Origin of the sequence: Rhodococcus sp. BP-160, assembly GCF_019836205.1 — a bacterium.
In the GTDB taxonomy this organism is placed as follows: Bacteria; Actinomycetota; Actinomycetes; order Mycobacteriales; family Mycobacteriaceae; genus Rhodococcoides.
Window position 1 is genome coordinate 937,284 of the sequence record NZ_JABUEK010000001.1, and the last position, 18,011, is coordinate 955,294.

Genomic DNA, 18,011 nt, shown 5'->3' on the forward strand with positions numbered 1-18,011 from the left:
TCCCGGCGCGCGAAAGGAAGTCATGGACGAGAACTCCTTGACCGAGATCGGCATGAAGGCCAGGGACGCTCGACTGAGACCGATCATCGCCACGACGGTGAGTATGACGATGGTGGTCTTCTTCGTCGTGACCCGCGCATGGACCTGGACGCCACTGTGGGTGACCCCGTTCTCCCGGTCGGTGATCGGTGTCGTGCTCTGGCAAGGATGGCGGAGCCCTTTCGAACGCACGGTGGTCTACCGGGATCGGCTCGAGACGCGCCGCCGAAGCGGGGTGGTGTCCGTGATCGCCCGCGACGCGATCGACACCTTTCGACTCCGTCGGGGCGGTGAGGGAGACCCGCTCGTCCTGGTGGTCGACGTCGACGGCCGCACGACGACGCTCCTGGGATCCGACAACATCGGCCGCGCACGATGGATCGACAACTTTCGGCCGGGCCATCGGCACACGGACGCCCTCGTCACCCAGTTCGAGCACTGGCGCACGCACGGCCGCTGGGAGTGACCGCCCGGGTCAGCTGTCCAGTTCGCGGGCGACGGCCCGGACCACCTCGGAGATCTTTTGGGCGGTCTTGCGGTCGGGATACTTGCCCTTGCGCAACTCGGGCTGCACGGTGGCCTCCAGAAGCGTGATCATGTCCTCGACCATGCCGTGCAACTCGTCGGGCGTGTGCTTGCGAGCGGTCGGCTGATCGCGGCGGGCGGCGGCACCCGCCTGACGCAGTGAGGGCGCCGGGTCGAGAACCTTCAGCGACAACGCCTGGGGTCCGCGGCGTCCGGCGGCCATGCCGAACTCGACGCGCTGGCCGGCCTTCAGGCCCTCGACTCCCTGCGGGAGCGCGGACGACCGGACGTACACGTCCTCACCCTCGTCCTGCGAGAGGAAGCCGAAACCCTTGTCGACGTCGTACCACTTCACCTTGCCGGTCGGCACCGATCTCACCCATTCGTCTCGTTGATCGCGTCACATGAATAATCGCGCCCGTTGCCGCCGCCCATGACGGGCCCTGGCGCTCGGGACGCGATGAGTCGATGGTACTCCGCTGCGCGAACGACGAGCACCTCGATATCGCGGGGCAGGCGCCGGGTAGGCCGGAGGCCGGTCGGGTCGTCAGGACGGCGGGATAGTGTGCTGTCTCGTGACCGACTCCCCCCGTACCGGAACCCCGGCGCTCCTGGTCGCCGCCCTCGTCTGTTTCGGGTTGGGCCTGCTGGCGATCGTCGTCATGTTCGTGACGCTGCTCGTCTGGGACGATCCGCCCGGACTGTGGATCTATCTCTCGGCGATGCTGTGCCCGCTGGGGTTCCTGCTCGGTCTGATCCACGCGCTGCGGTCGGGCCGCCGAGCCCGTCGCTGACACGGCGGAACCGGGCATACTGGTCGCATGCGCCTGCTGCTGAACGTCATCTGGTTGATCTTCGGCGGCCTGTGGCTCGCTCTCGGCTACTTCGTGGCCGGCATCGTCTGCTGCATTCTCATCGTCACCATCCCGTTCGGTATCGCGGCGTTCCGCATCGGGGTGTACGCCCTGTGGCCCTTCGGCCGGACCGTGGTGGACAAGCCCACGGCGGGCGTCGCCTCGGTGATCGGCAACGTGATCTGGATCGTCGTGGCAGGAATCTGGCTGGCCATCGGGCACATCCTCACCGCGATCGCCATGGCGATCACCATCATCGGGATCCCGCTGGCGTTGGCGAACCTCAAGCTGATCCCGGTGTCGCTCATGCCGCTGGGCAAGGACATCGTCGACTCGGACGCACCGTTCGTGGCCACGCGCTACTGACGTCGGGGCGCGCACTCAACAGAACGAACGGTTCCTTCTCGGCGTGGCCCGAGGGGTGATACACGTCGGATCGGTCTACCATCCTGTGCGTGATACTGAAGAAATCCGATGACCGCACCTTCGGATCACACAGGATCTTCGTCGCCCTCACCGTGATCGGTGCCGCCGTGGCGCTCGTCGCGCACGATCGGCTCATCCCGTTCGACGTCCCCAAGTTCGGGTTGTTCCGGTTCGGCATCGACGCTCTCGTGTACCGCGCCGGCGGAGCGACAGTGCTCGACTCGTCCCCGCTGTACGCCCACGATCTGGTCGGCGAACTCCCCTTCACGTACCCCCCGTTCGCCGCGCTGGTGTTCGCACCTCTCGGGGCGATGTCCACCGCGACGACCAACATCGTCTTCTGGCTCGGGAACATCGCGCTGCTCTATCTGATCGTCCGGTCCTGCTGGATGGTCCTCGGCTTCCGCGACGACCGCAGTCTCCGCATCGTCAGCGCCGCACTGTCCATCGTCTTCACGTGGCTCGAACCGGTGCGCATGACCATCTGGCTCGGTCAGATCAATCTCGTTCTCCTGGCGCTGGTGCTGTGGGACCTGTCGCGGCCCGAGGGCAGCCGGCTCCGCGGCATCGGGGTCGGCATCGCCACCGGCATCAAGATGACTCCCGGACTGTTCCTCGTCCACCTAGCGCTGACACGGCAGTGGCGGGCACTGGTCGTCGGCGTCGTCACCGCCGCGGCGACCGTGGTGCTCGGCTTCGTCGTGCTCTTCTCCGACGCGGTCACCTACTGGTTCGGCGCCATCTCCGACTCGTCCCGCATCGGCGACATCTCGTCCGGCGCGAACCAGTCGCTGCGCGCGTCGATACCGAGGTGGTTCGGCATGACCGAGGCGCCGACGCTGCTCTGGATCGTCATCGCCGGAGCGGTCTGCGTGGCCGGCCTTCTCGTGGGCGCCGCGGCGCACCGCCGGGGGTTGCCGCTCCTCGGCCTGATCGTCATCGGCCTGACGGCGCCTCTGGTGTCTCCGTTCTCCTGGGGTCACCACTGGGTGTGGCTCCTGCCGCTGGTCATCGTCTGCATGGACGTCGCACTGCGTGCCTCGAACCCGCTCGCCTGGCTCCTGCCGCTCGTCGCGAGCCTGCCGCAGATCGCCTGGTTCTGGGTGGCGCCCGGTGACGTCTACGCGATCGGCACCTTCATGCTCCCGCCGTCGAACCGACTCGAGGGTGTGGCGCTGCAGACCGTCTACCCGACCACGGGTGTCCTGGTGCTCGTCGTCGTGGCTGTGATCCTGCGCACATGTGACGTCGGACACATAACGAAGCGGTCACGAACGGGTGACGAGACGGTGGTCAGCTCGTCTTCGCCGTCCTAGCTGCGACGACCCGTTCGAACACCTCACAACGGTGGCGCGACGCGCGCACCAGGGGAAGTTATCGAACAGTGACATGTGTGCCCGTTTCGTAATACTGTCCATCACGGCCGGAAGTTCGGCCGACGTCCGGCCCGCCGCGCCAAACCTCGTCCCGCGGGTACCGGACATCCCTCACAGACATGATCAGGGACGAGGGCGGGGGACCCACACGTCCTTCGTAGATATCCGGCCGGCTCTCGCGGCGCCCCACCGGGCACCGAGCAGTCGACCTAGGGGTGAAGCCTCTCCGCTCCAGCCAGGAGCGCACCGAGGCCGGGCTACCTCTCAGCCCGAATCCGACAGCTGACCTCGCAGGCGCGTGTGGAGAGGATTTCTACCCTTATGAGCGGACGTCATCGCAAGCCGAGCACCACGGGCAAGACCGTCGCCAAGGTCGCCGTCACCGGCGCACTGGTCGGCACCGCAGGTCTCGCATTCAGCGGCACGGCCAACGCAGCCCCCGATTCCGACTGGGACCGTCTCTCGCAGTGCGAGGCCGGCGGCAACTGGAGCATCAACACCGGCAACGGTTTCCAGGGCGGCCTGCAGTTCTCGCCCAGCACCTGGACCGGACACGGCGGCGGAGAGTTCGCGGCCACCGCGAACCAGGCCAGCCGTGAAGAGCAGATCGTCGTCGCCGAGCGCGTGCTCGAGTCGCAGGGCTGGGGCGCCTGGCCGTCCTGCTCCTCGCAGCTCGGACTGAGCAGCGGCCCGACGCAGCGCGACGCACCGGCGACCACGGCGCCCACCGCACCGGCACTCCCCGATCTGACGAGCATCCCGTCGACCGAGCAGGCCGTGCAGGGACTCACCCAGGTCGTCCAGAACTTCACCAACGATCCGGCGATCCTGGGCTTCGTCCAGGCCGCCACCGCGGATCCGCAGGTGGCGAGCTTCATCGCAGCGAACCAGGATCTCCTGCCCCGCTGACCCACTCCACGAGAAAGGCCCCCACCGACTGGTGGGGGCCTTTCTCGTGTCTCGCGCGTCAGCGGTTGATGACTGTGTGGGGATGCGCGTAGGGCAGCGAGTCCACCGGCAGCGGGAACTCCGTCTCCTCACCGAACGGGGACAGGTTTCCGGCGCGCGCCGACATCAGTTCGGTGACGGGATGATCGTCGTCGTCCGCACTGTGCGGCCAGCCCGGGTCGACATATCGCTTCTTCTCTGAGTTCGCCATGGTTCATTTCACCATTCGGAGTAGCGCCTCTGCCAGTCCAGGTCCCCGGACCGGTCTCTACGCTTGACCTCGATGACCGACAACGAGGGCACGCCGGCGGACACACTCACCGAGTGGTTGTCCGCGCGCAGCGACGACGAACTGGCCGAACTGCTGCGGCTCCGCCCCGACCTGACCATCCCGCCGCCGCCCACACTCGAGGTTCTGGCGGGCCGGTCCGAGCAACGTGCCTCGGTACTGCGCGCGGCCGAGGACCTGGACACCACGTGCCTGACCGTCGTGGAACTGCTCGCGCACGAGGGCGCCGACACCGCCCCGGTCGCCCGCGCCCGACTCGACGAGATCGTCGGCCGCCGAGCGACGAAGAAGGCGGTCGACGCGGCACTGTCGGTGCTGCGTGCGCGTGCGCTGGTGCGCGGCACGACGTCGCTCACCCTGGTCGCGGCCGCACGCGACGCCGTGCCGTGGCGGGTCGGACGGTTCTTCGACGTCGACGCCTCGCTCACCGCCGAGGTGGTCGGTGCGAAGCTCGCGGAGATCGACGACCGCAGCCGTGAGCTGCTCACCACGCTGACCCGCTCGTCGTCGATCGGCCGGACGCGCGACGCTGCACCCGGTACGCCCGCGGATCGGCCCGTCCAGCGCCTGCTCGCCGCCGGGCTGCTCACCTGGCTCGACGACGACACGGTCGAACTGCCGCCGCAGGTCTCGCAGGTACTCCGCGGCGAGCCCGTCACCGATCCGGTGTCGCTGGCCCCACCGGCGGCGTCGACCACCGCTGTCGGGGTGGCGGACGTCGACGCGGCCGCCGCCGGGGAGGCCCTCGAGCTGCTGCGGCACTGCGAGGACATCGTCGACTCGCTCTCCCGCACGCCCGCGCCCGCACTCAAGGCGGGAGGACTCGGCGTCCGGGAGATCCGACGCATCGCGAAGGCAGCCGATCTCGACGAGGCGCGAGTCGGCCTGCTGGTCGAGGTCCTGGCGGGCGCTGGACTCATCGCGGTGGGGCTGCCCGATCCGGGACCGCTCACCGACATCGACGACATGTGGACGCCCACCCCCGCGGTCGACGCATGGGTCACCGCATCGCCGGCACAGCGCTGGGCCACCCTGGCAGGTGCCTGGCTGGATCTGCCCAGGGTGCCGTGGTTGATCGGCATGCGCGACGCCAACGACAAGCCGATCGCCGCACTGTCCGACGAGGCCCGCTCGGCCGCCGCGCCCCGAGACCGGCGGATCGTGCTGGGCGTGATCGCCGATCTCGCCTCGGGAAAGGCCCTCGCCACCGAGGACGTCGTCCGCATCGCCACCTGGCGCAGGCCTCGCCTCGCCGCTCGCCTGGGCGTCGGCCCGGTCTCCCGCTACCTGGCCGAGGCCGGCGCTCTCGGGGTCGTCGGCCGCGGAGCACTGTCCACCCCCGGACGCGCACTGATTGGTGATCCCTCCTCGGCCGCGGCGGCGATGCACCGCGTCCTGCCCGACCCCATCGACCACGTTCTGGTCCAGGCCGACCTGACCGTCGTCGCCCCCGGGCCGTTGACTCCCGAGCTCGCGCAGCGGATGGCGACGGTCGCGGACATCGAGTCGGCGGGCGCCGCGACGATGTACCGCATCGACGAGCGGACGCTGCGACGTGCTCTGGACGGCGGCACCACCGCCGCGGAGCTCCATGCCCTCTTCGCCACCCACTCTCGGACGCCCGTCCCGCAGTCGCTGACCTACCTCATCGACGACGTCGCCCGGCGCCACGGACGCCTGCGTGCCGGGATGGCGTCGTCCTTCGTCCGCTGCGAGGACCCCGCACTGCTCGCGGAGGTGCTCTCCTCCCCCGCCGCCGAGGCCCTCGCGTTGCGGGCACTGGCCCCGACCGTCGCGATCTCGCAGGCGCCGCTGGCCGATGTGCTGGCCGGGCTGCGCGCCGCCGGGTTCGCACCCGCGGGCGAGGACTCCTCCGGCACCATCGTCGACGTCCGCGATCGCGGTGCGCGCGTCGTCCCCCGTCGCGGTCGCTCGCCCTACCGCACGCCCGCCGTCCCCACGGACGAGCAACTGGGGCGCCTCGTCTCGGAGATGCGGGCCGGCACCCGAGCCGGAGAGGTGCGCCGGACCGAGCGTGAACGGGTGCGGTCCGACGGCACCCGTGCGTCCGGCGCCGCGACGATCGCGCTTCTCCAGCGCGCCGCGTTGTCCCGCTCACCGATCAGCATCGGTTACGTGGACGCTGCCGGTGTCTCGAGCAACCGTGTCGTCGAACCGGTGACCGTCGGCGGCGGCCAACTCGACGCGTGGGACCCCGACGCCGGTGTCATGCGTCACTTCACGTTGCACCGCATCACGTCGGTGGCCCTGCTCGCCTGAACCGCCGGGCCGGTGCAAGGCACAATGGACTGGTTGCGCCCCGGTTCGTCCATGCGGGGCGCGTGAAGGAGAGACCGTGACCGACGGACCGTTGATCGTCCAGTCCGACAAGACCCTGTTGCTCGAGGTCGACCACGAGCTCGCCGGGCAGGCCCGCTCGGCCATCGCTCCGTTCGCCGAGCTGGAACGCGCACCCGAGCACGTCCACACCTACCGCATCACCCCGCTCGCGCTGTGGAACGCGCGCGCCGCGGGCCACGATGCCGAGCAGGTGGTCGACGCCCTCGTGACCTTCTCCCGCTACGCGGTTCCGCAGCCCCTGCTCGTCGACATCGTCGACACCATGGCCCGCTACGGCCGGCTCCAGCTGGTCAAGTCGCCCGTGCACGGGCTGTCCCTGGTGAGCCTCGACCGCGCCGTGCTCACCGAGATCATGCGGCACAAGAAGATCGCCCCGATGCTCGGCGCGCAGGTCGACGACGACACCGTGCTCGTCCACCCCAGTGAGCGCGGGCGCCTCAAGCAGATGCTCCTCAAGGTCGGCTGGCCGGCCGAGGATCTGGCCGGATATGTCGACGGCGAGGCGCACCCCATCGATCTGGACTTCTCCGGTGGCCACTGGGAGCTACGCGACTACCAGCAGATGGCGACCGACTCGTTCTGGGCCGGTGGATCCGGTGTGGTCGTCCTCCCCTGTGGTGCCGGCAAGACGATGGTGGGCGCCGCGGCCATGGCCAAGGCCCGCGCGACCACACTGATCCTCGTCACCAACACCGTCGCCGGTCGGCAGTGGAAGCGCGAGCTCATCGCCCGCACCTCCCTGACCGAGGAGGAGATCGGCGAGTACTCCGGCGAGCGCAAGGAGATCCGCCCGGTCACCATCGCGACCTACCAGGTGATCACGCGCCGCACCAAGGGTGAGTACAAGCACCTCGAGCTCTTCGACTCCCGCGACTGGGGCCTGGTGATCTACGACGAGGTGCACCTCCTCCCCGCTCCCGTGTTCCGCATGACAGCCGACCTGCAGTCGCGACGCCGACTCGGACTCACCGCGACGCTGGTGCGCGAGGACGGCCGCGAGGGCGACGTGTTCTCGCTCATCGGCCCCAAGCGTTACGACGCACCGTGGAAGGACATCGAGGCACAGGGCTGGATCGCGCCGGCCGAGTGCATCGAGGTGCGCGTCACTCTGACCGACGCGGAACGCATGTCGTACGCCGTGGCGGAGCCGGAGGAGCGTTACAAGCTGTGCTCCACGGCGCACACGAAGATCGCCGTGGTGAAGTCGATCCTGGCGCGGCACGAGGACTCACCGACGCTCGTCATCGGCGCGTACCTCGACCAGCTCGACGAGCTGGGTGCGGCCCTGGATGCTCCCGTGATCCAGGGCTCGACCAAGAACAAGGAGCGCGAACTGCTCTTCGACGCGTTCCGCCGCGGCGAGATCAAGACCCTCGTGGTGAGCAAGGTCGCCAACTTCTCCATCGACCTCCCCGAAGCCTCGGTGGCCGTGCAGGTCTCGGGCACCTTCGGATCCCGGCAGGAGGAGGCCCAGCGACTGGGCCGACTGCTGCGCCCCAAGCACGACGGTGGGCAGGCGCACTTCTACTCGGTCGTCTCGCGCGACACCCTCGACGCGGAGTACGCGGCTCACCGCCAGCGCTTCCTCGCCGAGCAGGGCTACGCGTATCGCATCACCGACGCCGACGACCTCCTGGGACCGGCGATCTGACGTGCGCACCTTCGACTTCCCCGTGGACCGCGCGCACGCCCGGTCGGTGAACGAGACCCTCGGCGACGTGCGGCGGTTGCGCATCTCGTCCGTCGTCTTCGCCGTGCTCCTCGCGGGCGGCGCGGCCTGGCTGTACGTCCTCGACCACGCGTGGTCCTACATCCTGTGTGCGGTGCTGGCCGTGGCCGCCCTGATGTCGCTGTGGGTGTCCGTGTGGGCGCCCCGCAAGGTCGGGTCCATCGACGAGCTGTACGCCTCGAGCGCGTTGGTGCCGGCCATGGTGTCGGAGACGCGACCGCGTGGAGCCACGATCCTCGCGCTGATCGACATCGCCAAGCCGGAGACCACCGTCCCGCACTACGCACTCGTCGTCCGGAACGTGCGGGCGCTGCCGGGACACACGATGACCGAGGGCGAGCGCGTCCCCGCCGTGGCCGTGCTGTCCGACCGGAGCGCCAAATCCATCTCGGAGACGTGGCAGATGGTCAGCCCCATGCCCATCGCCTGGGGTACGAGGGACAGGACAGTGCTGCGGACGGCCATCGAGGCCATCGATCCGGTCGAGTGGAAGCTGCTGCGCAAGAACCTGTCCGTGTCGGAGACCGTGCGGCAGGCCGAGAACGATCAGCTCCTCATCGACCCCCACGACCTGCCCGAGGAACTGCTGCAGAAGCGCGCGGACTGACGCGTCGAGGGACTCGTGACTCGAACGCTAGGCTCCCCCTCATGGCTGTGACGTCGAACGACCGCGCATCGAGTCCGGCCGGCCTCCGGCCTTCCCGCACCGTCGCCCGGCTGCGCCCCTTCGCGTCCACCATCTTCGCGGAGATGACCGCGCTGGCGGCCACGCACGACGCCGTCAACCTCGGTCAGGGTTTCCCGGACACCGACGGCCCCGCGCGCATGCTCGAGGTGGCGCGCGAGGCCATCGCGTCCGGCCTCAACCAGTACCCGCCCGGGCCGGGCATGGCGGTGTTGCGCGACGCCGTCGCTCGGGACCGGGCCGGCCGCTACGGCACCGAGTACGACCCGGACTCGGAGATCCTGGTCACCGTCGGGGCCACCGAGGCGATCAGCGCCGCGATGCTCGGCCTCGTCGAGAGCGGTGACGAGGTGCTGCTCGTCGAGCCGTACTACGACTCCTACGCGGCCGCCGTCGCGCTCGCGGGTGCGCAGCGGCGCACCGTCCCCCTCGTCGTCGACGGCGATCGATTCGCCCTCGACGTCGATGCCCTGCGCTCCGCCGTCGGCCCGCGCACCCGCATGATCGTGGTCAACTCCCCGCACAATCCCACCGGAACCGTGTTCACCGCATCGGAGCTGGCCGCGATCGCCGAGGTCGCGTGCGAGCACGACCTCCTGGTCCTCACCGACGAGGTCTACGAGCGACTGGTGTTCGACGACGCCGTCCACACCCCCATCGCCACGCTCCCCGGCATGGCCGAGCGCACCATCACGGTGTCGAGCGCGGCGAAGACGTTCAACGCCACCGGGTGGAAGACGGGGTGGGCCTGCGGACCAGCAGACCTCATCGCCGCGGTGAAGGCGGCCAAGCAGTTCATGACCTTCGTCGGCGGCGCCCCCTTCCAGCCGGCGGTGGCCCACGCCCTCGACCACGAGAGCGCCTGGGTGGACGCCCTGCGATCGGGACTGCAGGCCAAGCGGGACACGCTGTCCGCCGCGCTGTCGCATGCCGGGCTGGACGTCAAGCGCAGTGAGGGCACGTACTTCGTCTGCGCCGACATCGCTCCACTGGGCGAGTCCGACGCCGACAGTTTCTGCCGTGCGTTGCCCGAACGCATCGGCGTCGTCGGCGTACCGGTGGACGCGTTCGTCGATCACCGCGAGGGCTGGGACACCCTGGTGCGCTTCGCCTTCTGCAAACAGGATCACGTGCTCGCCGACGCGGCGTCGCGATTGGCCCGATTGTCCGCCACCCCATGACGATCGACACTGCGGCGCCGCCGACCATCTCGGTGGAGTTCGTCCGCACGGCGGTGACCCTCGCGCGGGAGACGGGTGTGGACCTGTCCGCCTGCCTGCGCGAGGCCGACATCGACCCGCACGTCCTCACTCGACCCGGCGCCCGCCTCACCACCGACCAGGTCACGCGCCTCACTCGCGCGCTGTGGCAGATGACGGGCGACGAGCTGATGGGTCTCGGATCGGCTCCGGTGCGCCGCGGCACCTTTCGGGCACTCAGTCTGACGATGATCCACCGCCCCGATCTGGGGAGCGCGCTCGAGCGGATGGTGGACGTCGGTCGCGCCTTTCCCGGCGTCCCGCGCGGTGTGCTGATGCGCGGCGGGGGACGCGCCCGGCTCGAACTCGTCGACTCCCCGACGATGATCGCCGATCAGCTCTCCCCGGAGGCGGCCGAGGCGGCGCAGCGCATCCGCATCGAGTTCCTGCTCATCCTCTGGCACCGCTTCTCGGCATGGCTCATCGGGCGGCGCGTGAAACTGCTGTCCGTCCAGGTGCCCTTCCCCGAACCGCAGCATCCGTCGCCGCGGGTGTACGACGACATATTCGGGGTGCACGTGACGTTCGGATCCGACGTCGCGGCACTGGAATTCGACGACGCGATCATGGCGTCACCGCTCGTGCAGACGGAGGAGAGCCTCGAGGAGTACCTCCGCGAGTCGCCCAATCGCCTGTTCTCGGAGCGGGACTACGGCTCCAGCGCGGCGAGTGTGGTGCGGCGCGCCCTCGCACTGGGCGCGATGGGCCGCGCCTCGACCACCACCGATATCGCAACGATGTTGTCCATCAGCGTGCCGCACCTGCGCCGGTTGCTGCGCCAGGAGGGCACGTCACTGGGTCAGCTGCGCGACGAGGTGCTGCGCGACGCGGCGGTCGCCGGGCTCGAACGAGGCGAGACGGCCGAAGAGATCTCCTCGCGTCTCGGCTTCTCCGAACCCAGCGCCTTCCGCCGCGCCTTCAAACGGTGGACCGGGATGACGCCGGGGTCCTACCGCTCACACGCGTGAGGCGAGCACGAACTCCGACAGCTTCTCCCCGATGAGCACCGACGGGGCGTGAGTGTGGCCGCGGATGATCGTCGGCATCACGGACGCGTCGGCCACGCGCAGCCCCTCCACCCCGCGCACCCGCAGCTCCGGATCCACCACCGATGCCGCGTCCGAGCCCATCCGGGCGGTGCCCACCGGGTGGTAGAGGGTGTGAGACATGGTCTCCAGCGACTCGCTCAGCGCTTCGTCGAGTGCCTCGCTGTTGCGCAGTACCGGGCGCACCATCTCCCCCAGTCGCGATTTCAGCGGCTCCGTCTGCGCGATGTCGGCGCAGTAGCGCAGCCCGCTGAGCATCGCCGCGCGGTCCACACCGCCCGGGTCGGACAGGTAGCGCGGATCCACGATCGCCTTGTCCAACGGTGCGGACGACCGCAACGAGATGCGTCCGCGGCTCTCCGGCTTGAGCAGGATCGAGGCCAGGATGGCCGCATGCGAGTCCGCCGGGATGAGACCCTCGTCGAAGAAGGGCGCCGGCGCGAAGAGCAGTTCGATGTCCGGGAGGTCGAGCGAGTCGCGGCTGCGGACGAAGCCGTACGCCTCCGCGACGTTGGAGGTCAGCATGCCGCGTCGACGCGCGAGGTAGTTGATCAGCTCCGGAATCTTCTCCGCGGTGAACAGCGTGTCGGACTGCACCCCGTATCCGAGGGCGGACACCAGGTGGTCCATGAGGTTCTCGCCCACCTCGGGGGCGGCGTGCACCACCTCGATGCCGTGCTCGGCGAGATGCTCCGGCGCACCGATCCCCGACAGCATCAACAACTGCGGGGTGTTGATGGCACCGCCGGACAGGATGACCTCCTTCGAGGCCCGAACCGTGTGCAGCGCACCGTCCTTCGAGTACTCGACACCCACTGCGCGGGTTCCCTCGAAGAGCACGCGCGTGGCCTGCGCCTCCGTCACCACGGTGAGGTTGGGCCGTGACATGGCCGGCCGCAGGTACGCGTCGGCGCAGCTCCACCGGGCGCCGCGCTTCTGGTTGACCATCGTCTCGGTCATGCCCTTGGGCGTGGGGAGATTGGCGCGCTCCGTCGACAAGCCCAGTGCCGCGGCCGAATCGAGGTACGCGCCGGTGATCGACCGGGGACTGCGCTGCTTCGACACGTGCAGCGGTCCGCCGCTGCCCTCGTCGGACTCGGTGGCACCCTCGATGTTCTCGATACGGCGGAAGGTGTCCACCACGCTGTCGAACGACCACCCGGGTCCCGCTGCCTCCGCCCAGTCGTCGTAGTCGGCTGCGAATCCGCGCACCCACATCATGGCGTTCATCGACGAGGAGCCGCCGAGCATGCGCCCACGGGGCCAGAAGATCCGTCGGCCGGCGAGTTCGGCCTGCGGCTCGGTGTCGTAGTCCCAGTCCAGTTCCGAACGGAAGAGCTTCGAGAACCCGGCGGGAATGTGGACGAACTTGTCCTTGTCCTCCGGGCCCGCCTCGAGGACGACGACGTCGGTGTTCGACGCGGCACTGAGCCGATTCGCGACGACGCATCCTGCGGATCCTGCGCCGACGACGACGTAGTCGGTGGAAGTCTCGGTCATGTCAACCTCTCAGAGCGGACGCGAAGATGGCGGGCAGGGCTTTCCAGGACGGAGCCGCGGCGAACGCGGTGAACCGCTTCGCGGTGGTGGCCGCGGTGCGGTTGGTGACGAACCACGGCGGCTTCGGCGACAGGGTGAACTCGCCCTTCAGGATCGAGCGCGGCGCGGGTCGGAAGGGCCCGCGGACGATGGTGCGCTCGGGTCGGTCGATCAGCAGTGCGTTGTGCACGACGCCGATTCCGCTCTGGACGTCGTCGAGCGTGTGGCCCGGGAACGCACCCCAGGTCGCCGCCGCCGTGAGGAAGCCGACGCCGGTCCACGCGTTGAGCGCGATGGTGCCGTAGCGCAGGTCCTCGAGCATCTCGTCGACGGCGGTGTCGAGCGACGACAGCGTGTCGGGATGCGCGATCACGTTGACGCCGAGCGTGCCGACGAACTCCTCGTTCGACATGCGGACGGCCTCGTCCACGAAACGTTGCCCGGTGTACGGGATCTCGATGACACCGAGTACCGGTGCGAAGTACTCGGTGGTGAGCAGAGCGCGATAGCTGTCCGGATCGAGGTCGCTCACGAGGGTGCGGCCGCCGGACGGGCCGAGCGACTCCGCGCCCGGGTAGTCCGCTCGGGCACCGGCGACGCGGGTGGCGCTGCCGGGGTAGTACGGCTCGCGGTCCGGTGCCTCGTGGAGTGCCGTGCGCAGTGCCGCCAGGAACGCGTCGCGCTGCGGCCACTCGGAGGAGATCACCACGACCTGCGCGGCGACGCAGTTGTAGCCGCCGTTGTGCAGCCGCTGGGTCACCACGTGCTCGGCCTGGAACCGGATGTCCGCGTCGGACCACTGGCCCGGGATCACGATGACCGGCGAGACGCCGCCGAGTTCGCTCGAGATGGGCACGTCGAGCAACGGGGTGTTGGCCTTCCTCCGCTCGGCCCCCTCCTCGCCGGTGCCGAAGACGATGGCGTCGTGCGTGATCGAGCTGCCCGTCATGTGCACGTGCGCCACGGCGTCGTGGTGCACGAGGTACGAGCCGACGTCCGGGCCACCGGTGAGGATGCGCACCGCGCCCAGCTCGACCAAGGGAGCGAAGACGGCGCGGAGCACCGGCTCCATCGGATCCGTCACCGGGTTGAGCTTCAGCGCGACGACGCGGTTGTGCGCGACCAGTTCGTAGAGCGTGTCGAGCGGGGCGATGGACGTGATGTTGCCGGCGCCGAGCACCGCACCGATGCCCCCGGTCTTGGTCGGGTTCCGTTGCGCGAGTCCGGCGTCACGGCGCGCGGTGTCCGCGTCGACACCCGGTTCGAGCCACACCTCGGCGGAGAACCCGTTGAGCAGCAGCGTGTCGAAGATGTTCGACGGCAGCACCTGCACGGTGGTGCGCCCGCCCGGACCCGAGCCGATCCGGGCGTCCGCGAGCGGGCTCTTCCCGACGGCGAGCTGCCGCAGACTCTGCGCGAGCACGTGGCACGCGGTGACGACGGAGTACGGCCCGGAGAGCCATTCCTCGCCGAGGAGTGCGGAGGCCGCGGGCAGCTTCTTGAATCGAGCGGCCGCATCGACCCACTCCTGCGCCTTCGACGCCGTGAGGGCCGCGACCCGGTCGAGAAGGTCCGCGCGGTCGCCGAGCGAGGCACGTGCCCATGCGGCCTCGCCCTGTGCGAGGTCGCGGAGAGCCGCGTCGACCTCGGGAAAGGCGGATGCGCCGGTGGTACTCGGGGTGAGTTCGCCTGTGGTCATACCGTTGATTGTGACCTGTACTACATCGGGTGGCCATAGGCGGACGTCGGCAGCTCACGCGCCCGGTTTGTGCCGAGGCACAGCCGCCCTGTGGCGTCCGTCACCGGACAGCCGTACGGTGGAGTGATGTCGACGCCCGTGGCCGTCCGCCGCTCCGCACCGGAACCGCTCACCTCGCAGGGTCTCGCCGCGCTGCTGGGAGAGCACGTCGGCGAGCTCAGCGAGCGACTCGTCCTCGACATCCTGGTCGCCGAACAGTCGTACCTCGAGGCCACGTCGCTCACGCGGGACGAGCTCGCCACGGTGTGCACCGGCAATCTTCGGTCCATGCTCGACGCTCTGACCACGGGCGCGAGCGGCGACCTGGAACCCGCACGCGCGGCCGGCCGAATCAAGGCCGAGAACGCGGTGCCGCTGGCGGCGTTGCTGCACGCGTTCCGCCTCGGTGGTCGTCTGATCTGGGCCGAGCTCACCGCGGCGGCCGCGGGCCGGGCTCCGGAGGTGCTGCTCGCGATGGCCACCGAGGTGTGGGCACTGGTGGACACCTATTCCGACGCGGCCGCGGAGGCGTATCGCGACGCCGCGGACCGGCTCGCCCTCGACGACGCCGATGCGCGCCGCATGGTGCTGCGCGCTCTCTTCGACGAGACCGCCTCGGACCCCGCTGCCGTGCAGGACGCCCTGCGGGCCTTCCGCATCCCGGACGCGGGCCACTTCGCCGTCGTGTCCGCCGAGACCACCGTCGACCGGGGTGCCACTCCGGGCAGCGCGCGCGAGAGCATCCTGCCGCTCGGTGTCGAGTCGGTGTGGGACACCGATGCGGACGGTCACCTGGGACTGCTGGTCGCCTCGGCGCCGGCGGTGCTCGACGACGCGGTGGACACCCTGGGCCGGCTCTACGGCACCCGACTGGGTGTCGGCACGTACTACGAGCGGTCGCTGTCCACCCCGACGGCGGTGGCGCAGGCCCGGACGGCTCGTCGCTGCGCACCGCCGGGGAGCGCGCGCATCAGTCGCTACGACGCGTGTCCGGTTCCGCTGCTGCTGGTCTCGACTCCCGACGCCGCCGCGCGGGCCGCCCGACAGATCCTGGGTCCGCTCGCCGTGGCCGAGGGCCCGCACCGCCTCGCGGACCGGGACAGCCTGCTCGAGACGCTCGACGCGTGGTTCGCGGCCGCCGGTTCCACCACCGCGGCGGCCGACCGCTTGCACTACCACCGCAACACTGTGCTCTACCGGCTCCGCCGTATCCACGACCTCACGGGCCGTGATCACACGAACCCGGTGGACGCCGCCGAACTGTACGTCGGTCTGCGCGCAGCGGAGCTGGCCCGCGTTCGCTGACGACGGTCGCGTAGGAACATACGTTCGAACGACCGCGCTACGATGGCCCCGTGACCTACGCACTCCAGGCGTCCCTGTTCGACGACGGCGCGGACGGACCGTCGCTCGGCTCCCTCACGTCCGTCCGCCGGACGGTGTTGACCGACGGCGCGTGGATCGACGTGCTGCCGAACTGGGTGAGCGGCTCGGACTCCGTCTTCGACCGGCTGGTGGAGGAGGTTCCGTGGCGGTCGGAACGCCGACCGATGTACGACCGCGTCGTCGACGTCCCGCGCCTGGTCTCCTTCTTCCCCGATCCCGAGCGGCTGCCCGCCCCCGTCCTGGTCGATGCCGGTCGACAGCTGAGCGAGCACTACCGGGCCGAACTGGGCGAGGACTTCGCCACGGCCGGACTCTGCTTCTACCGCGACGGCAAGGACAGCGTCGCCTGGCACGGCGACGACCTCGGACGCGGAGCGCGCGAGGACACCATGGTCGCCATCGTGTCCCTCGGCGCCGCACGGCCGCTGTTGCTGCGACCGCGCGGCGGCGGTCCCTCGGTGAGACACACTCTGGGACACGGTGATCTGATCGTCATGGGCGGGTCCTGCCAGCGGACCTGGGAGCACTGCGTGCCCAAGAGCACGCGCGCCACGGGGCCCCGGATCAGCGTCCAGTTCCGACCGCACGGCGTGCGCTGACGGCGTCGGCCAGCGCCCGAACGGCGCATTCGGTGTCCGCCCACCCGAGGCAGGCATCGGTGATCGACTGGCCGTAGGTGAGCGGCTCCCCCGGCGTGCCGAGGTCCTGACGGCCCTCGACGAGGAAGCTCTCCACCATCACCCCCACGACGCCGCGGTCGCCGCCGGCGATCCGGTCGGCGAGGTCGCCCAGCACGTCGAGCTGGCGTCGGTGGTTCTTGGCACTGTTGCCGTGGCTGACGTCCACCACCACCCGCGGGTCCGCGCCCGAGCGCCGGAGCCGCTCCCCCGCGTCGGTCACCGAAGCCGCGTCGTAGTTCGGGCCGGAGGACCCACCCCGGAGGATGACGTGGGCGTCCTCGTTGCCCGTCGTGCGCACGGCGGCCAGTCGGCCGTCGTCGACCCCGGCGTACACGTGCGGCGACCTCGCCGAGCGCACCCCGTCGACGGCCACCTGCACGTCGCCGTCCGTTCCGTTCTTGATGCCCACCGGCATCGGCAGACCGCTGACCATCTGGCGGTGAACCTGCGACGACGCGGTGCGGGCACCGATCGCCCCGTACGTCACCAGGTCCGAGAGATGGCCGGACAGAGCAGGATCGAGGAACTCCGTCGCCGTGGGCAGGCCGCCGTCGACGATGGCGGCCAGAATGCGCCGCGCCGCCCGGAGCCCGGCGTCGAGATCGTCCGAGCCGTCGAGGCCGGGGTCGCTGAGCAGACCCTTCCAGCCCACCGACGTCCGCGGCTTCTCGAAGTAGACCCGCATGATCACCTGGAGTCGATCCCCCACCTCGTCGGCCAGGACGGCCAGCCGGCGGGCGTAGTCCAGTGCCGCGATCGGGTCGTGCACGGAGCACGGGCCCACCACGACGGCCACGCGGTCGTCGGCTCCGGTCAGGATGGCGCGCAGGGCGTCACGGCTGTCGGCGACGCGGAGAGCCGCGTCGGCGGATGCGGGCTCCGCGTCCCGCAGCGCACGCGGCGAGACGAGCGGACCTGTCCGCGACAGGTCGGGAAGAGTGTCAAGTGCGAGAGTCACGATGAGTCCTCGGGGCGGTCGGGTGAGACGTCACGACCGGGACACGCATTCCACGCGAGCCGGTCCTGCCGGCTCGTCGGGTGGAGTGGGTCAGCGCATGGTTCCGCTGACCGGACCACCGAGGGCCGGCCTGCTGAACCAAAAATATGCTCGCTGCACACAGGCACTGTAGC

The 18,011-nt window shown here is 69.9% G+C and carries 17 protein-coding genes and 1 riboswitch; of the genes, 12 read left to right on the plus strand and 5 right to left on the minus strand.

The features are described 5' to 3' along the window. Nucleotides 1–22: 22 nt before the first annotated feature. Nucleotides 23–505: a hypothetical protein gene (locus HQ306_RS04395; protein WP_222627790.1), complete on the plus strand. Its 483-nt coding sequence runs from the start codon at nt 23–25 to the stop codon at nt 503–505. 9 nt (nt 506–514) lie between these two features. Here the strand turns inward: HQ306_RS04395 and HQ306_RS04400 are convergent, their stop codons facing one another. Then, the gene (locus HQ306_RS04400; protein WP_027504234.1) at nt 515–934 is read right to left on the minus strand and encodes a cold-shock protein; all 420 of its coding nucleotides are present in this window, start codon (nt 932–934) and stop codon (nt 515–517) included. Nucleotides 935–1,139: 205 nt separating this feature from the next. Here HQ306_RS04400 and HQ306_RS04405 point away from each other — a divergent pair, with 205 nt between their 5' ends. The 4 genes from HQ306_RS04405 (at nt 1,140) to HQ306_RS04420 (ending at nt 4,129) form a co-directional block, all read left to right on the plus strand. Next, the gene (locus HQ306_RS04405; protein WP_027504235.1) at nt 1,140–1,358 is read left to right on the plus strand and encodes a hypothetical protein; all 219 of its coding nucleotides are present in this window, start codon (nt 1,140–1,142) and stop codon (nt 1,356–1,358) included. A 27-nt stretch (nt 1,359–1,385) separates the two neighbouring features. Then, nucleotides 1,386–1,784 (plus strand): YccF domain-containing protein, encoded by a 399-nt coding sequence (locus HQ306_RS04410; RefSeq protein WP_056446832.1) that lies wholly within the window; start codon nt 1,386–1,388, stop codon nt 1,782–1,784. 89 nt (nt 1,785–1,873) lie between these two features. Continuing rightward, nucleotides 1,874–3,160 (plus strand): glycosyltransferase 87 family protein, encoded by a 1,287-nt coding sequence (locus HQ306_RS04415; protein WP_222627792.1) that lies wholly within the window; start codon nt 1,874–1,876, stop codon nt 3,158–3,160. Nucleotides 3,161–3,326: 166 nt separating this feature from the next. Then, a riboswitch (cyclic di-AMP (ydaO/yuaA leader) is annotated at nt 3,327–3,533 on the plus strand. An 8-nt stretch (nt 3,534–3,541) separates the two neighbouring features. After that, the gene (locus tag HQ306_RS04420; RefSeq protein ID WP_222627794.1) at nt 3,542–4,129 is read left to right on the plus strand and encodes a transglycosylase family protein; all 588 of its coding nucleotides are present in this window, start codon (nt 3,542–3,544) and stop codon (nt 4,127–4,129) included. Between the two features lie 58 nt (nt 4,130–4,187). On the opposite strand, the gene HQ306_RS04425 is transcribed toward HQ306_RS04420, so the two are convergent. Further along, complete coding sequence (locus HQ306_RS04425; RefSeq protein ID WP_027504238.1) at nt 4,188–4,379, minus strand: hypothetical protein; 192 nt, start codon at nt 4,377–4,379, stop codon at nt 4,188–4,190. 72 nt (nt 4,380–4,451) lie between these two features. Between HQ306_RS04425 and HQ306_RS04430 the strand changes: the two genes are divergently transcribed. The 5 genes from HQ306_RS04430 to HQ306_RS04450 all read left to right on the plus strand — a co-directional run bounded on the left by HQ306_RS04430 (nt 4,452) and on the right by HQ306_RS04450 (nt 11,459). After that, the gene (locus HQ306_RS04430; protein WP_222627796.1) at nt 4,452–6,737 is read left to right on the plus strand and encodes a helicase-associated domain-containing protein; all 2,286 of its coding nucleotides are present in this window, start codon (nt 4,452–4,454) and stop codon (nt 6,735–6,737) included. A gap of 76 nt (nt 6,738–6,813) precedes the next feature. Continuing rightward, nucleotides 6,814–8,469: a DNA repair helicase XPB gene (locus tag HQ306_RS04435; protein ID WP_222627798.1), complete on the plus strand. Its 1,656-nt coding sequence runs from the start codon at nt 6,814–6,816 to the stop codon at nt 8,467–8,469. A 1-nt stretch (nt 8,470) separates the two neighbouring features. Further along, entirely contained in the window at nt 8,471–9,154 is a 684-nt protein-coding gene (locus HQ306_RS04440) for a DUF3239 domain-containing protein (RefSeq protein ID WP_222627800.1), read from the plus strand. A 41-nt stretch (nt 9,155–9,195) separates the two neighbouring features. Further along, a complete protein-coding gene (locus tag HQ306_RS04445) occupies nt 9,196–10,413 on the plus strand; it encodes a pyridoxal phosphate-dependent aminotransferase (protein ID WP_222627802.1) in 1,218 nt (405 codons plus the stop codon). After that, the gene (locus HQ306_RS04450; RefSeq protein ID WP_056446817.1) at nt 10,410–11,459 is read left to right on the plus strand and encodes an AraC family transcriptional regulator; all 1,050 of its coding nucleotides are present in this window, start codon (nt 10,410–10,412) and stop codon (nt 11,457–11,459) included. The genes HQ306_RS04445 and HQ306_RS04450 overlap by 4 nt, the downstream gene beginning before the upstream one ends. Here the strand turns inward: HQ306_RS04450 and HQ306_RS04455 are convergent. After that, complete coding sequence (locus HQ306_RS04455; RefSeq protein ID WP_222627804.1) at nt 11,448–13,037, minus strand: GMC family oxidoreductase; 1,590 nt, start codon at nt 13,035–13,037, stop codon at nt 11,448–11,450. The genes HQ306_RS04450 and HQ306_RS04455 overlap by 12 nt on opposite strands. A 1-nt stretch (nt 13,038) precedes the next feature. Then, a complete protein-coding gene (locus HQ306_RS04460; protein WP_222627806.1) occupies nt 13,039–14,775 on the minus strand; it encodes an aldehyde dehydrogenase family protein in 1,737 nt (578 codons plus the stop codon). Nucleotides 14,776–14,901: 126 nt separating this feature from the next. Here HQ306_RS04460 and HQ306_RS04465 point away from each other — a divergent pair, with 126 nt between their 5' ends. Together HQ306_RS04465 and HQ306_RS04470 are read left to right on the plus strand one after the other, a co-directional pair. Beyond that, nucleotides 14,902–16,119, plus strand: coding sequence for a CdaR family transcriptional regulator (locus tag HQ306_RS04465; protein WP_027504245.1), 1,218 nt, complete (start codon nt 14,902–14,904; stop codon nt 16,117–16,119). A 50-nt stretch (nt 16,120–16,169) separates the two neighbouring features. Beyond that, complete coding sequence (locus HQ306_RS04470; RefSeq protein WP_222627809.1) at nt 16,170–16,799, plus strand: alpha-ketoglutarate-dependent dioxygenase AlkB; 630 nt, start codon at nt 16,170–16,172, stop codon at nt 16,797–16,799. On the opposite strand, the gene HQ306_RS04475 is transcribed toward HQ306_RS04470, so the two are convergent. After that, entirely contained in the window at nt 16,765–17,838 is a 1,074-nt protein-coding gene (locus HQ306_RS04475) for a 3-deoxy-7-phosphoheptulonate synthase (RefSeq protein WP_308115548.1), read from the minus strand. The two genes, HQ306_RS04470 and HQ306_RS04475, sit on opposite strands and share 35 nt — an antisense overlap. Nucleotides 17,839–18,011 lie beyond the last annotated feature (173 nt).

Bases quoted from the DNA above. Each gene is read 5' to 3' on its own strand.
- HQ306_RS04395 (WP_222627790.1), top strand. From the start codon at position 23: ATGGACGAGAACTCCTTGACCGAGATCGGCATGAAGGCCAGGGACGCT.
- HQ306_RS04410 (WP_056446832.1), top strand. From the start codon at position 1,386: ATGCGCCTGCTGCTGAACGTCATCTGGTTGATCTTCGGCGGCCTGTGG.
- HQ306_RS04420 (WP_222627794.1), top strand. From the start codon at position 3,542: ATGAGCGGACGTCATCGCAAGCCGAGCACCACGGGCAAGACCGTCGCC.
- HQ306_RS04425 (WP_027504238.1), bottom strand. From the start codon at position 4,379: ATGGCGAACTCAGAGAAGAAGCGATATGTCGACCCGGGCTGGCCGCAC.
- HQ306_RS04430 (WP_222627796.1), top strand. From the start codon at position 4,452: ATGACCGACAACGAGGGCACGCCGGCGGACACACTCACCGAGTGGTTG.
- HQ306_RS04445 (WP_222627802.1), top strand. From the start codon at position 9,196: ATGGCTGTGACGTCGAACGACCGCGCATCGAGTCCGGCCGGCCTCCGG.
- HQ306_RS04450 (WP_056446817.1), top strand. From the start codon at position 10,410: ATGACGATCGACACTGCGGCGCCGCCGACCATCTCGGTGGAGTTCGTC.
- HQ306_RS04455 (WP_222627804.1), bottom strand. From the start codon at position 13,037: ATGACCGAGACTTCCACCGACTACGTCGTCGTCGGCGCAGGATCCGCA.
- HQ306_RS04460 (WP_222627806.1), bottom strand. From the start codon at position 14,775: ATGACCACAGGCGAACTCACCCCGAGTACCACCGGCGCATCCGCCTTT.
- HQ306_RS04465 (WP_027504245.1), top strand. From the start codon at position 14,902: ATGTCGACGCCCGTGGCCGTCCGCCGCTCCGCACCGGAACCGCTCACC.